This window comes from Gordonia sp. IEGM753, from assembly GCF_050321825.1.
GTDB lineage: Bacteria > Pseudomonadota > Gammaproteobacteria > Pseudomonadales > Pseudomonadaceae > Aquipseudomonas.
Genome location: NZ_JBNQGB010000005.1, coordinates 124,816 through 138,482, shown reverse-complemented (window position 1 = coordinate 138,482; position 13,667 = coordinate 124,816). Strand labels below are relative to the sequence as shown.

The following is a 13,667-nucleotide window of genomic DNA, read 5'->3' as shown; positions in this document are numbered from 1 at the left end:
CATTACTCATTAACGGAGAACGATGTCATGCATGCAAAACAGCTGATGTGCCTTGTAACTTTGATCGCCGCCATTCCTGCAGCCTACGCCCAGAGCGGGCTACCCGACAGCATCAAGGTGCCCGATGGGCACAAGGTTGCCATGGAAACCACCGGTGTCGGAGAGATTACCTACGAATGCCGTGACAAGGCCAATGCCGCAGGCATGACGGAGTGGGTGTTCGTCGGCCCTAAAGCGGTACTCAATGATCGCAGCGGCAAACAGGTGGGCACCTATTTTGGCCCGCCGGCAACCTGGCAAGCGAAAGACGGCTCCAAAGTTACCGGCACGCAATTGGCTGTCGCACCGTCGACGCCGGGCAACCTGCCTTATCAACTGGTCAAGGCCAACCCGGCCGAGGGCAAAGGCGCGATGAGCGGTGTGAGTTACATTCAGCGCGTGGCCCTCAAGGGTGGCGTGGCGCCGAGTACCGAATGCACAACGGCTAACAAGGGCAAGCAGGAAGTGGTGAAGTACCAGGCAGATTATATTTTCTGGGCCGCCAACTAAGACCACACGCCATGCGCAATAACCTGTGGGAGCGGTGCTCCCACGGGCAGCCACATTGTTTGCTAGATTACACGTGCAGTGCCCCGACCGACGACTGAGAGCAGTGCCCTTGCCCGAACCTTTTTTTGATTACGAAGCCCACTTGGCTGCCTGCGGGCGCGGCGAGCGGCAGGCATTGCAGGCTTTGTATGTGCAAGAGAGCCCACGCTTGCTTGGCGTTGCCAAACGCCTGGTGCGCGACACGGCGCTGGCGGAAGACATCGTGCATGACGCGTTTATCAAGATCTGGACCGGCGCTGCCCGTTTCGACCCCGAAAGGGGTTCGGCGCGTGGCTGGATGTTCAGTGTCACGCGGCACCTGGCGCTCAACTTCATTCGTGACCACAGCCGCGAACTTCAGGGCGATATCGACATGCATACCGACGTTGAAACCTTCGATGCCCAGGCTCACTCATCACGCATTCACGGCTGTCTGGAACAACTCGAACCGGCGAGACGCACCTGCATTGTGCATGCCTACGTTGACGGTTATTCCCACGCGCAAATATCCCTCAAACTCAATACCCCGCTAGGCACCGTCAAAGCCTGGATCAAACGCAGCCTCACAGCATTGCGCGAGTGCATGGGATGAGCATCAAACCCTCGGATGAAACCCCCGAACAACTCGACGAGTTGGCCAGTGAATACGTGCTGGGCACGCTGTCTGCCGAACTGCGCACCCAGGTTCAGCAGCGCCTGCGCAACGATGTCGAACTGCGCACGGCCGTCGACAGTTGGGAGCGCCGATTGCTGGGGTTGACTGACCTTGCCGAACCTTACACACCGTCGCCCCACTTGTGGCCGCGCATCGAGCGCAGCGTCGATGGGTTGAGCCGGCAATCGGTGGCGCCCGCACAGCAGTCCGCCTCGTGGTGGAACTGGCTGGCTCTGTGGCGCGGGCTAGCGGGTGCGGGGCTGGCGGCAACGTTGCTGCTCGGCGCACTGCTGCTGACTCAAGCCAGTGTCAAACCGAGTTACCTGGTGGTGCTGGTCGGTCCGCAAAACCAGGCACCGGGCTGGGTAATTCAGGCCAGCACCAGCCGCGAAATACAGTTGATCCCGCTGGGCGTCGTGGAAGTGCCGGCCGACAAGGCACTGGAGTTCTGGACCAAGGCTGATGGCTGGCAAGGCCCCGTGTCGCTGGGCTTGGTCAAACCGGGGCAAACGCTGTCGGTGCCCTTGGATAAACTGCCACCGCTTGAAGCCAATCAATTGTTTGAACTGACCCTGGAAAACGCCAAGGGCTCGCCAATCGGCAAGCCCACCGGGCCGATTCAATTCATTGGGCGAGCGGTGAAAGTCATTTGATCACCCCCGATTGACCGTCGTCAATTTCCCGCCCGGGTCATGCAGCGCTGGTAACGCTCATCGACCCGCTTGGCGAACCATGCAGTGGTCAGCTTGCGAGTGATTTTAGGACTCTGCAGCACGATCCCCGGCAAAACCGCGCGCGGCAAGGGTTTACCCTCGGCCTGTTCCGCCAGTGCAAACACTCGCTGATAGAGCTGGGTGTTTTCAAACGCCAGTGTTTGACCTTTTTCCAACTGATCCCTGATAGAGGGGTTGCGCATGTCCAGTTGTTTGCCGAGGGAGCGCACGGCCAGTTCCGTGGTGCCGGGCATGATCGAGCCGTAACGGATCAAATCGCCATCCAGCGCCAGTGGAACTCCCGTCGCACGGGTCACTGCATTCTGAAACGCGGCATTGCGACTCGCGTAGAAACCGGCATTGAAATCGGCAAATCGGTACAAGGGCTGCGGGTAGTTCACTGGATAACCGAGCAAATGGGCGATACCGAAATACATGCCTCCGCGCCGGCTGAACACTTCACGCCGGATCGTGCCGTCCACTGGATACGGGTAATCCCGTGCGCGTTGCTCGGCAAATTCGATGCTGACCTGCATCGGGCCACCGGTGTGCACCGGGTTCAAGCCGCCGAACAGGGTTTGGCCCATGGGCACCATGCCGATGAAGTCATCGAAAATCGCGCTGAGTTCTTTTTCACTGCGCGCAGCACTCAGCCGTTCGCTGTAACTTTTGCCCGTGGGTGAACGCACCTGCAAGGCCGCGCTGACCAACAGGCCGGGGATATGCACTTTAGCGGCACGACGGTCTATCTCGTCACGGGCAATCTTGCCCAGCCCCGGGACTTTTGGATCGACCTGAAACGTCGACTCCTGCTCGGTAACGGCCAACACCGAACACAGGTTTTGCGTGGTCGGTGGAATCTTCTGTGCGCTAAACGCTGCCTGGATATCCGTGGCCCAACCTTGACGGTCAACCGTATTGGCCGGCAACAGCCGCATAAGCTCCGCCCTCACCTCGTCGGGTTGTCGCGCCGCAGGTTCCTGGGTGCGCTGGGTACCGCAACCGGCCAGTACCAAAAGCGCCGCGAGGCTGATGATCAATCGAGTGGCTTGCATGGCGCTCCATTATTCTGCGTTGCCGGCTCAACCATACGATCAGTGGCCTGGCGTTGGCTATGACTCTCACGCTTTGGCGCTGTTCCCGAGACGGCTGCTACCGAAAACACTGATTGCAAGTTGTTACTGAGAAATAATATCATTTGCACCTGGAGTCGTATTTGCGCAAGGAGTTCGCGTCGTCATTTTGCTTTCTCACCGGCGGTACGCCGCCAGGATCGAACATGCCCACTCCTGCACGACTCGGCGTCCCCTTTCGCCCGACTCTTCTCGCTTTGCTTTGCTCCCTGTCTGTCTCTGCTTTCGCCGCCACGCCCGAAAACGACGGCAAGGCATTGGTTCTGGACGACGTCAATGTCAACGCGCAAGCCCCTTCACCGTCAGCCTTGCCTGCGGTGTTTGCCGGCGGCCAGGTAGCGCGCGGCGGGCAATTGGGCGTGCTGGGTAACCAAGACATCATGGACGTGCCGTTCAGCGTGTCTTCGTACACCGAACAACTGATTCAGGATCAACAAGCAGAAACCGTTGCCGACGTATTGCTCAACGATTCGTCGGTACGCCAGGCCAGCGGTTTTTCCAACCAGGCGCAGATTTTCATGATCCGCGGCCTGCCCCTGACCGGTGACGACATTTCCTATAACGGGCTCTACGGCGTCCTCCCACGCCAGATCATCTCCACCGAGGCGCTCGAACGCGTAGAAGTGTTCAAAGGCCCTAACGCCTTCATCAACGGCGTGACGCCTACCGGCTCGGGCATTGGCGGCGGCGTCAACCTGCAACCCAAGCGTGCGGGCGACGTGCCGCTGCGCCGCTTGACTACCGACATCAGCAGTGACGGACGGGTTGGCGAACACCTGGACATCGGCCAGCGCTGGGGTGAAGACAACCGTTTCGGCGCGCGGGTCAACCTGGCTCAACGTGAAGGCGATACGGGCATCGACGACGAGAACCAGCGCTCGAAACTGTTCTCCATCGGCCTCGATTACCGCGGTGACGCCCTGCGGATTTCCGGCGACTTTGCCTACCAGAAACAACGCGTCAATGCCGGGCGCAGTTCGGTCAACCTCGGCACCGCCACGCATATTCCCGATGCGCCGTCGGCCGACACCAACTACGCGCCGAACTGGGGTTTCACCGAGATCGAAGACACCTTTGGCATGCTTCGCGGTGAGTACGACCTGAACGACAACTGGACCGCCTACGTCGCGGGCGGTGCCAAGCACACCCGCGAAACCGGGCGCTACAACTCCACCACACTGGTGGGTAACGATGGCAGTTCCGTCACCACGGGCTCGTTCGTTCCGCACGATGAAGACAACACCAGCGCCATGGCCGGCCTCAACGGCAAATTCGACACGGGCCCGGTCAGCCATAAACTCAACTTCGGCCTGGCCGGTATCTGGGCCGAGCAACGCAGCGCCTACGATTTCGACCTGACCAAGTATGCGAACAACATCTACCACCCGGTTGAAACGCCATCGCCCGTCGGCAATTTTTCCGGCGGTGATTTGAGTGACCCTGGCATCGTCGGCAAGACGTTCGTGCGCAGTGGCGCGGTGTCCGACACCCTGGGTTTCTTCGATGATCGCTTGCTGGTGACCGTCGGCTTGCGACGTCAGCAAATGGTGGTCCAGGGTTACGCGTACGGCAGCGGCACTCGCACCTCCAACTACGACGAGTCGATCACCACGCCGGTTTACGGCATCGTGTTCAAACCATGGGATCACGTGTCGTTCTACGCCAACCGCATCGAAGGCCTGGCTAAAGGCCCGACGTCGCCGACCACTTCCGGCAACCTGATCGTTACCAACGGCAGCCAGGTTTACGCCCCGGCCCGCTCGAAGCAGATTGAAGCCGGGGTCAAACTCGACATGGGCACCTACGGCGCCAGCCTTGGTGTGTACCGCATCGAGCAGCCAAGTGACGGTTATTCCGTTGCCACCAGCGCGACCACGGCAGAATTCGTGCGCGAGGGTGAGCAAATCAACAAGGGCGTAGAGCTCAACCTGTTCGGCGAGCCGATCCAGGGCCTGCGCCTGATCAGTGGTTTGACCCTGATGGACACCGAACTGAAGAACACTAAAAACGGCGCCAACGACGGCAACCGCGCCATCGGCGTGCCGACATTCCAGTTCAACGCCGGAGTCGATTGGGACGTGCCAGGGCTACAAGGTGTCGCGCTGAATGCGCGGATGATGCGCACGGGCGGCCAGTACGCCGACGCGGCGAACAACCTCAGCTTGCCGACCTGGAACCGTTTTGATGCGGGCGCGCGGTATGGTTTCAAAGTCGATCAAAAAGACGTGACCGTGCGCCTGGGTGTCGAGAACCTGGCGAACGCGAAATATTGGGAGTCGGCTCAGGCCGGTTACTTGACCCAAGGCGAACCGCGGGTGGCCAAGTTGTCGGGCACCATCGACTTCTAATCTCAGCAACAAAAAAAAGGCTCCGCAGCTTCACGGCTGCGGGGCCTTTTTCCGTTCGGCGGGCGACATGGCTGTCGGCCTCGACTGAACCATACTTGAGCCACACACCGACGAGGACAGGCTCATGAACCGAAGCGACGTGCTGATCATCGGCGCGGGCCCGACCGGCCTCGTACTGGCGCTGTGGCTAAGCAAACTGAAAATTCGGGTGCGGATTATCGATAAAACGCCCACCTGCGGCACCACCTCGCGAGCGTTGGCAGTGCAGGCGCGGACGCTGGAGTTGTACCGTCAACTCGACCTCAGTGAAGCCATTGTGCAGAACGGTCATCAGGTGGCGGCGGCGAATTTCTGGGTCAAGGGTGAACCTGTCGCGCGTTTGCCACTGGGTGCCATCGGTGAAGGGCTAACGCCCTACTCGTTCATGCAAATTTTTCCACAGGACGCACACGAACGGCTGCTGATCGAACGTCTCGCAGCCTTCGGCATCGAGGTCGAACGTAACACCGAGCTGGAAAGTTTCGAGGAGACCGGTGATGGCATCACCGCTCACTTGCGCCTGCCCGATGGCCAGCAGGAAACCTGTCAGGCCTGTTATCTGGCGGGTTGCGACGGCGCTCGCTCCATCGTGCGCAAAACCCTCGATACGGGTTTTCCGGGGGGCACCTACCAGCAGATTTTTTACGTCGCTGACGTGCAGGCCAGTGGGCCGGCATTTAACGGTGAACTGCACGTGGACCTGGATCAAGCCGATTTTCTTGCGGTGTTCCCGTTGTCTGGCAGCGGCCACGCACGGTTGATCGGCACGGTACGCGACGAACGCGCACACCATCCCGACACCCTGAAGTTCGACGACGTCAGCAGTCACGCCATCGAGCACATGAAGGTCCGGGTCGATCAGGTGAACTGGTTTTCGACGTACCGTGTGCATCACCGGGTGGCGGAGCACTTTCGCAGCGGGCGCGCGTTTCTCTTGGGCGACGCTGCTCACGTTCACAGCCCCGCAGGTGGCCAGGGCATGAACACCGGGATTGGCGATGCGATCAACCTCGCCTGGAAACTTGCCGCAGTCTTGAGCGGTGGCGCGACAGTCAAACTGCTCGACAGTTATGAAACCGAGCGCATCGCGTTTGCCCGCAAGTTAGTGGCCACGACCGACCGCGTGTTCAGTTTCGCCACCGCCGAGGGGCGCATCGCCGATTTGCTGCGCACACGCCTCGCGCCTTTCGTGATCCCCAAAATGGCATCGTTCGAGGCGAGCCGCGAGTTTCTGTTTCGCACGGTGTCGCAGATCACCCTGAACTACCGTGGCATGCCACTGAGCACGGGCGTTGCGGGCCACGTTCATGGCGGTGATCGCTTGCCCTGGACGCACGATGGCGAAGGCGACAACTACGAATCGCTGAAGAACCCGGTGTGGCAAGTGCATGTGTATGGCGATACCAGCGACGAAATGCTCGCCTGGTGTATCGAGCATCATTTGCCCTTGCAGGTTCTGGACTGGCGGCCCGCGTTTGAAGCCGCAGGTTTGGCGCGCAATGGCTTCTACCTGCTGCGGCCGGACACTTACGTGGCAATCGCCGAAACGTGCTCAGACCCGAAAGTCATCGAACGTTATTTCCACGATCACGGCATTCGCCCGTTTTTCGCCTGAAACCTCTTTTTTTGTAGGCGTCTGGCTTGCCGGTGATGGCGTCATCGGAATCGCCATCACCGGCAAGCCGGTTTCCTACCGGATTTGGGTAGGCTTGCCGGGCAACATGGAATCTCCCACAGGGATTTTTGGTGTTTGTCAGATTCCGGCCAGAGCCAGGTCCATCGCAAAATAGGTGAAGATCAGGTCGGCGCCCGCGCGTTTGATCGCGCCCAAGCTTTCGCGCACGACACGATCTTCATCGATGGCACCGGCCTGGGCGGCAAATTTGATCATCGCGTACTCGCCGCTCACCTGATACGCCGACAGCGGCAGGCGTGAGGCTTCGCGAATGTCGCGGATGATGTCCAGGTACGCGCCCGCCGGTTTGACCATCAGCGCATCAGCACCTTCCTGCTCGTCCATCAGCGACTCGCGCACTGCTTCGCGGCGGTTCATGGGGTTCATTTGATAGCTTTTGCGGTCGCCCTTGAGCGCACTGCCGCCGGCCTCTCGAAACGGGCCGTACAGCGCCGAGGCGAATTTGGTCGAATACGCCACGATCGCGGTCTGGCTGAAACCGGCCTCATCCAGCGCACGCCGAATCGCCGCGACCTGGCCGTCCATTGCTGCGGAAGGAGCAATAACGTCCGCGCCGGCACGGGCAGCGGCCACCGCTTGCTTGCCGAGGTTGAGCAAGGTCTGATCGTTGTCCACTTCGTGGTTGTGCATCACGCCGCAATGGCCGTGATCGGTGTACTCGCAGAAGCACGTATCGGACATCACGATCATCTCCGGCACGGCATCCTTGGCGATGCGCGCCATGCGCGACACCAGGCCATTGTCGCTCCAGGTGTCGCTGCCGCTGCTGTCCAGATGATGGGAGACGCCAAAAGTCATCACCGACTTGATGCCGGCGCGGGCATACCGCTCGATCTCACCAGCCAGTTTCGACTCAGGAATACGCACCACGCCGGGCATGCTGATGATGGGCACGAAGTCATCGATTTCTTCCTCGACAAAAATCGGCAGCACCAGGTCATTCAAACTGAATTCGGTTTCCTGGAACAGACTGCGCAGGCTCGCATTGCGGCGCAGACGGCGTGGACGTGCTTCGGGGAACTGACTGGACATGAGGTTTTCCTGAAATCGGCGGGTGAGACGAAAGTCTAAGGGGTGAAAGCTTATGCCTTGGGCGGCAAGTGGCACAAATCCCGTACGAGGAAAAACCCTTACCGCTTCGGCAATAATCTCAGCGATACACAGCGGTTTGGCAGGCGGACGCAGACTCGCGGGCGCGACAGCCGCTACAGCCGCTACAGCGTTAGTGTGCCGCTGATGCACGTAACTGCCGCGCCGCCGATCCAGATTTCTTCGCCGACTTTATCCACCTGGATACGCCCGGCGCGCCCCATCGTCAGGCCTTGGCTGACCACATACGAGGACGGCGCCAACCCCTCGCCGAGCAACCACTGGGCGACCCCGGCATTCAGGCTGCCGGTGGCCGGGTCTTCGGACATGCCGTCGCCGGAAACGAACGCGCGCACTTCAAATTGCGCAGCATCGCCGTCGCGCTCAGGGTTCCACGGCGCGATCACACCGACTTTCAGGCCCTGCAACTGTGCATGGTCCGGCCGTAGATCCAGCACTTTCTGCCGCTCTTCAAGCATTACCGCCAACCAGTCGGCACCGTTATCGACCCATTGCGAACGCACAATTTCGCCAGGCTCAAGGCCAAGCGCTAACCGCACACGCTCGACCAGATCGACCTCCACCGGCCCGGTTTTAAGCAGCGGCGGCGCGAGAAACGCCAGCTCTTCGCCTTGGTGTCGAACCCGCACCAGACCAACGCCGCATTCTTGAATGATCTCCTCACCCATGGGCACACCGCCCGCCTCAAGCCACGCATGGCAGGTGCCCAACGTCGGATGGCCAGCGAATGGCAGCTCCTCCAGCGTGGTGAAAATCCGTACACGGTAGTCAGCCCGAGGGTCCTGCGGCTTGAGGATAAACGTGGTTTCACTGAGGTTGGTCCAGGTTGCGAAAGCGGCCATTTGCTCATCACTGAGCTCATCGGCACCGAACACCACCGCCAACGCATTGCCCTTGAGTGCAACGCGGCTGAAAACATCAACTTGCTTGAAATCGAAAGCGCTCATGACCGGCCGTGGTCCTTATCGAATTTGAATTTTATGGGCAAACTTGCATTCCATGCCGGTAAGCCGGAACGAAGATCATAGTGTCAGCAATGGTGTGAGGCACCTAAAACCGTAACATCCTGTCGATAACTTCAACCCGATCCGTAGTAGGTTGCCGGTACAGTGCTTCGCACTTTCCGGGATCGAACCAAAGGGCTTCAGAAGACTCTGAACACTGCCCTTTCGGAAACGGACCGGCTTAACGACATGGAAAACACCGACGCTGGAAGCTCGCGGTGTAAAGGTTTGTCAGCCTTAACCGAATGCGCTGAAGACCCTTTATTCAAATGATGACCCCTTCGAATTTCGCCAAACGTTTCAAGCATCGCGCTTACGTTTTCCTGCCTGCGTTGCTGGCAGCCAGCGCGCTTTTTCTGTCGCTGGAGTCCAGCGAAAGCCGCGCCCAACCGGCCGATGGCACTCAAACCCTGATTTTTCTGCGCCATGCCGAAAAACCTGAAGGCGGCTTGGGCCAGCTCAATTGCCAAGGCTTGAACCGCGCCATCAATCTGGCCACCTTGTTGCCGGAAAAATTCGGCAAGGCCAATTACGTGTTTGCAGCCAACCCGACGCGCAATGTCGAAGAAGGCGAATTCGACAATTCATACAGCTATATAAGGCCGCTGATGACCATCAGCCCCAGCGCGATCAAGCTCGGTTTACCCGTCAACATCAACTTTTCGGCCAATGACACCAGTGACCTTGCCGATGAGCTGCTGCACGACAAATACCACAACTCGATCATCTACACCGCTTGGTCCCACGGCTACTTGCCGGAGCTGATCAACAAGGTTGCCGGAGACGCGGTCGGCAAAAAGCAGAACATCACCGACGACTGGGCATCCAGCGATTACGACTCGCTGTACGTGCTCACGCTGACCTGGCACAACGGCAAGGCCAGTCTGGTAAGCCATAGCTACAAGCAAGGTCTGGATAACGGCAGCGAAAACTGCCCGACCTGAATTCACCAGCGCCGGGCAGCGGTCGATAGCACGGTTTTCGAGGGGCTGCGCTATCCTGTACGCATATCCCCATTGTCCGGTACTTCTCCATGTCGATCTCATCCACAGCTGTCCCCACTCGGGGTTGGTCGTTCTGGTGGAAACCTGCCCTGTTTGTCCTGGTTGCCTGCATCGGCCTCTATTACGTCAAGTGGTCGCCCTACTACTTAAAGGCCTTCGTTGCGGCGGATAACCACAGCATCGGCGCCTCCATTCTCAATGACTCGCAAACCGCGCCACTGGCTGCCGCGCTGACTTACGCCAAGGTGTATTTCCTGGCGATCTGGAAAGCCGCCGTGCTGGCGATCATTCTCGGCTCTTTGCTGCAAGTGCTGATCCCGCGGGACTGGCTGTTGCGCCTGTTTGGCCGCGCCGGTTTTGCTTCAACCCTGCGCGGCGGCCTGTTTGCGCTGCCGGGGATGATGTGTTCGTGTTGCGCCGCCCCTGTGGCTGCGGGCATGCGTCGTTCAAATGTATCGGTCGGTGCGGCGTTGGCGTTCTGGATCGGCAACCCGGTACTCAACCCCGCAACCCTGGTGTTTATGGGGTTCGTGCTTGGCTGGGGATTTACCGCGCTGCGGCTGGTGGCCGGTATCGTGCTGGTGTTTGGGGTGTCGATGATCGCCCAGCGGATTGCGGGGCCGGAGACATTGCCTGAAGCGGCCGTCGAGGCGGTGTCGGTCGCCAGCGAAAAAGACACACAACCGTTCCTCACCCGTTGGGGCAAAACCCTCTGGCAATTGTTCTGGAGCACCATCCCGATCTACATTCTGGCGGTGTTGGTGCTGGGTGCGGTAAGGGTCTGGGTGTTCCCGCACATTGATGGCGCAATGGCCAACAGTTTGCTGTGGCTGGTGCCGCTGGCAATCATCGGGACGTTGTTCGTGATCCCTACGGCGGCAGAAATTCCGATTGTGCAAACCATGATGACGCTGGGCATGGGCATTGCCCCCGCAGTGGCGCTGCTGATGACCCTGCCAAGCATCAGCCTGCCGTCGTTGTTGATGTTGCGTAAGGATTTCGATGCCCGGGTACTGGTCAGCGTGGCGCTGATGACCATGGGCATCGGGGTGATCAGTGGCTTGATCGGAGCTGCGCTGCTTTAGTTACCTGGCGCCTGACAAGGCTCGCTCCCACAGTTGACCTCAGCCCCTGTGGACGCGAGCCTGCTGGCGAAAGCGCCGCGGCCTTCAATGGCGCTGAACACCACGCTCGCGTAAATAATCGAGCACTGCGGCCTTATCCCCGGAAAATTCGATACGCGAGTCTTTTTTCTCGCGCTGAAACGCATACATCGGATCGTAGTACTCACGCAGCAAGCCTTCGATCCAGCCACGGTGCAGGTCCACTGCACCGCTGCGCCCCTGCTCTGCCAGCGCGTCTTCCATCAGGATCAACATCCGCCGATGGCGTTCACCGCCCAATCGTTTCTGGACGTTGTTCAGGCTTTCCAGCAATCGCTCCGAGAATACGGCGAACCCGTCGTCGCCGTGCACGGCGATGAATTCGGCGCACAAATCCACCACGTAATCGCGCAAGATGCGCTCCACCCGACCTTCCAGGCTGTCTTCCAGCCACACCATAGGAAACTGCTGCATGCCCTGAAAAAGCGGCAAGGGCAACGCGCAACTGCCGACCATGCGGCTTTCGTCTTCCAGCACAAAGTGCTCGATGCCAGCGGCGCGCTTTTTCAGTACATCCACCGCCAGGCGATTTTCAAAGTCGATGTTGCACGGTTGGCCAGTGGCTCGTTTGCCGAAACTGGAGCCGCGATGGTTGGCATGGCCTTCAAGGTCCAACCCGTTGTTCAATTGCGTGAGAACGTCGGTCTTGCCGGTGCCGGTCATGCCGCCCAACAACACGAAATCGCACTGGGCAACGGCCTGATCGACAGTTTCCAGCAAAAAGGTGCGCATGGCTTTGTAGCCGCCACCGACTCGCGGGTAGTCGATACCCGCTTCGTCCTTCAGCCACTGCTGGACGATCTGCGAACGCAAACCGCCGCGCAAACAATACAAATACCCGTCAGGATGGGCCCGCGCAAAATCAGCCCAAGCCTGAATGCGTTCGGCCTTGACCTCACCAGACACCAATTGGTGCCCCAGGATAATGGCCGCTTGCTGCCCCTGTTGCTTGTAGCAAGTGCCCACCCGTTGGCGCTCGTCGTCGTTCATCAGCGGCAGGTTGAGCACACTGGGGAACGACCCTTTGCTGAATTCCACGGGCGCACGGGCGTCCATCAGTGGTCGGTCGTTGAGAAAAATGTCGCGGTAATCGGTGTAGTCGATAGACATCAAGACACCTCAACCGCGTGGCTCTGTCGCTCAACCAGTTCACCGATAGGCTCAAGCGCAAGGCCCAGCTCAGCAGCCACTTCAAGGAAGTGCTGGTTGCCCTCAGGCGTCACTGCTACCAAAAGACCACCGCTCGTTTGCGGGTCGCACAGCACCAGTTTGTGCAGTTCCTGAACCCGGCCGAGCTTGCTGGAATAACTGTCGAAGTTACGCAGCGTGCCACCCGGCACACAGCCTTGATCGAGGTAATACTCGACACCCGGCAAACGCGGCACGCGGTCATACTCGATGCGGGCCGTGACGTTGCTGCCGTCGGCCATTTCCACCAGATGCCCCAGCAAACCGAAACCGGTGACATCGGTCATCGCGGTCACGCCATCCAGCTTGCCGAATCGACTGCCGGGTTTGTTCAGGGTGCACATCCAGTCACGAGCCAGGCCGATGTCGGCGTTGCGCAGCTTGCCCTTCTTCTCAGCGGTCGTGAGGATGCCGATGCCCAAGGGTTTAGTCAGGTAGAGCAGGCAACCGGCGGTCGCGGTGTCATTGCGCTTCATGTGGCGTTTTTGCACCAGGCCCGTCACGGCCAGGCCGAAGATCGGCTCGGGCGCGTCAATGGAGTGGCCGCCGGCCAATGGGATACCCGCCTCGTCGCACACCGAACGGCCACCACGAATCACTTCACGGGCGATTTCCGGCGCCAGCACATTTACTGGCCAGCCAAGGATGGCAATCGCCATCAACGGATCGCCGCCCATGGCGTAGATATCACTGATGGCGTTGGTGGCGGCAATCCGGCCGAAATCGAACGGATCGTCGACGATCGGCATGAAGAAGTCGGTGGTCGACACCACCCCGCGCTCGTCATCGATGGCATACACCGCCGCGTCATCACGCGAGGCATTGCCCACCCACAGTTTCGGGTCGAGGTTCTGCGCCCCGCTGCCGGCCAGGATCACCTCCAGCACCTGTGGAGAAATCTTGCAGCCGCAACCTGCGCCATGGCTGTACTGGGTCAGACGAATCGGCTCGCTCATCGGGGGGCACCTCGTGAAGTCAGGCCAAGGATTCTACAGCAACGCTGCAGCTCCATGCCCCCCTCGCCAC

Annotated in this window: 12 protein-coding genes; 7 read left to right on the top strand and 5 right to left on the bottom strand. The window is 59.7% G+C overall.

Annotated elements, in window-relative coordinates; all coding sequences use genetic code 11:
- Positions 1-27: 27 nt before the first annotated feature.
- From ACQR3R_RS22870 to ACQR3R_RS22860, 3 genes are all read left to right on the top strand, one after another.
- A complete protein-coding gene (locus tag ACQR3R_RS22870; RefSeq protein ID WP_428275615.1) occupies positions 28-549 on the top strand; it encodes a DUF3455 domain-containing protein in 522 nt (173 codons plus the stop codon).
- A gap of 109 nt (positions 550-658) precedes the next feature.
- Positions 659-1,180, top strand: a complete 522-nt coding sequence (locus ACQR3R_RS22865) for a sigma-70 family RNA polymerase sigma factor (RefSeq protein WP_428275613.1) — start codon at positions 659-661, stop codon at positions 1,178-1,180.
- On the top strand, positions 1,177-1,896 hold the full coding sequence (locus tag ACQR3R_RS22860) for an anti-sigma factor domain-containing protein (protein ID WP_428275611.1): 720 nt from the start codon (positions 1,177-1,179) through the stop codon (positions 1,894-1,896). Before ACQR3R_RS22865 ends, ACQR3R_RS22860 begins: the two co-directional genes overlap by 4 nt.
- Positions 1,897-1,916: 20 nt before the next feature.
- Here ACQR3R_RS22860 and ACQR3R_RS22855 read toward each other — a convergent pair whose 3' ends face one another.
- A complete protein-coding gene (locus tag ACQR3R_RS22855; protein WP_428275609.1) occupies positions 1,917-3,011 on the bottom strand; it encodes a DUF1615 family protein in 1,095 nt (364 codons plus the stop codon).
- A 224-nt stretch (positions 3,012-3,235) separates the two neighbouring features.
- Here ACQR3R_RS22855 and ACQR3R_RS22850 point away from each other — a divergent pair, with 224 nt between their 5' ends.
- Positions 3,236-5,437 (top strand): TonB-dependent siderophore receptor, encoded by a 2,202-nt coding sequence (locus ACQR3R_RS22850; RefSeq protein ID WP_428275607.1) that lies wholly within the window; start codon positions 3,236-3,238, stop codon positions 5,435-5,437.
- Positions 5,438-5,561: 124 nt separating this feature from the next.
- Positions 5,562-7,091 (top strand): FAD-dependent monooxygenase, encoded by a 1,530-nt coding sequence (locus tag ACQR3R_RS22845; RefSeq protein WP_428275605.1) that lies wholly within the window; start codon positions 5,562-5,564, stop codon positions 7,089-7,091.
- Positions 7,092-7,229: 138 nt separating this feature from the next.
- Here the strand turns inward: ACQR3R_RS22845 and hemB are convergent, their stop codons facing one another.
- Positions 7,230-8,204 (bottom strand): porphobilinogen synthase, encoded by a 975-nt coding sequence (gene hemB / locus ACQR3R_RS22840; protein WP_428275603.1) that lies wholly within the window; start codon positions 8,202-8,204, stop codon positions 7,230-7,232.
- Positions 8,205-8,386: 182 nt separating this feature from the next.
- Positions 8,387-9,229: a PhzF family phenazine biosynthesis isomerase gene (locus ACQR3R_RS22835; protein ID WP_428275601.1), complete on the bottom strand. Its 843-nt coding sequence runs from the start codon at positions 9,227-9,229 to the stop codon at positions 8,387-8,389.
- A gap of 326 nt (positions 9,230-9,555) precedes the next feature.
- Between ACQR3R_RS22835 and ACQR3R_RS22830 the strand changes: the two genes are divergently transcribed.
- Entirely contained in the window at positions 9,556-10,230 is a 675-nt protein-coding gene (locus ACQR3R_RS22830; RefSeq protein ID WP_428275599.1) for a hypothetical protein, read from the top strand.
- An 89-nt stretch (positions 10,231-10,319) separates the two neighbouring features.
- The gene (locus ACQR3R_RS22825) at positions 10,320-11,375 is read left to right on the top strand and encodes a permease (protein WP_428275597.1); all 1,056 of its coding nucleotides are present in this window, start codon (positions 10,320-10,322) and stop codon (positions 11,373-11,375) included.
- A gap of 84 nt (positions 11,376-11,459) precedes the next feature.
- Here ACQR3R_RS22825 and mnmH read toward each other — a convergent pair whose 3' ends face one another.
- The gene (mnmH, locus tag ACQR3R_RS22820; RefSeq protein WP_428275595.1) at positions 11,460-12,563 is read right to left on the bottom strand and encodes a tRNA 2-selenouridine(34) synthase MnmH; all 1,104 of its coding nucleotides are present in this window, start codon (positions 12,561-12,563) and stop codon (positions 11,460-11,462) included.
- Positions 12,563-13,597 carry a selenide, water dikinase SelD gene (gene selD, locus ACQR3R_RS22815; RefSeq protein ID WP_428275593.1) on the bottom strand — a complete coding sequence of 345 codons (1,035 nt, stop codon included), beginning with the start codon at positions 13,595-13,597 and terminating at the stop codon, positions 12,563-12,565. The genes mnmH and selD overlap by 1 nt, the downstream gene beginning before the upstream one ends.
- Positions 13,598-13,667 lie beyond the last annotated feature (70 nt).

Coding starts and splice junctions, on each gene's coding strand:
- ACQR3R_RS22850 (WP_428275607.1), top strand. CDS start 3,236: ATGCCCACTCCTGCACGACTCGGCGTCCCCTTTCGCCCGACTCTTCTC.
- ACQR3R_RS22830 (WP_428275599.1), top strand. CDS start 9,556: ATGATGACCCCTTCGAATTTCGCCAAACGTTTCAAGCATCGCGCTTAC.
- selD (WP_428275593.1), bottom strand. CDS start 13,597: ATGAGCGAGCCGATTCGTCTGACCCAGTACAGCCATGGCGCAGGTTGC.
- ACQR3R_RS22835 (WP_428275601.1), bottom strand. CDS start 9,229: ATGAGCGCTTTCGATTTCAAGCAAGTTGATGTTTTCAGCCGCGTTGCA.
- hemB (WP_428275603.1), bottom strand. CDS start 8,204: ATGTCCAGTCAGTTCCCCGAAGCACGTCCACGCCGTCTGCGCCGCAAT.
- ACQR3R_RS22855 (WP_428275609.1), bottom strand. CDS start 3,011: ATGCAAGCCACTCGATTGATCATCAGCCTCGCGGCGCTTTTGGTACTG.
- mnmH (WP_428275595.1), bottom strand. CDS start 12,563: ATGTCTATCGACTACACCGATTACCGCGACATTTTTCTCAACGACCGA.
- ACQR3R_RS22870 (WP_428275615.1), top strand. CDS start 28: ATGCATGCAAAACAGCTGATGTGCCTTGTAACTTTGATCGCCGCCATT.
- ACQR3R_RS22845 (WP_428275605.1), top strand. CDS start 5,562: ATGAACCGAAGCGACGTGCTGATCATCGGCGCGGGCCCGACCGGCCTC.
- ACQR3R_RS22860 (WP_428275611.1), top strand. CDS start 1,177: ATGAGCATCAAACCCTCGGATGAAACCCCCGAACAACTCGACGAGTTG.
- ACQR3R_RS22825 (WP_428275597.1), top strand. CDS start 10,320: ATGTCGATCTCATCCACAGCTGTCCCCACTCGGGGTTGGTCGTTCTGG.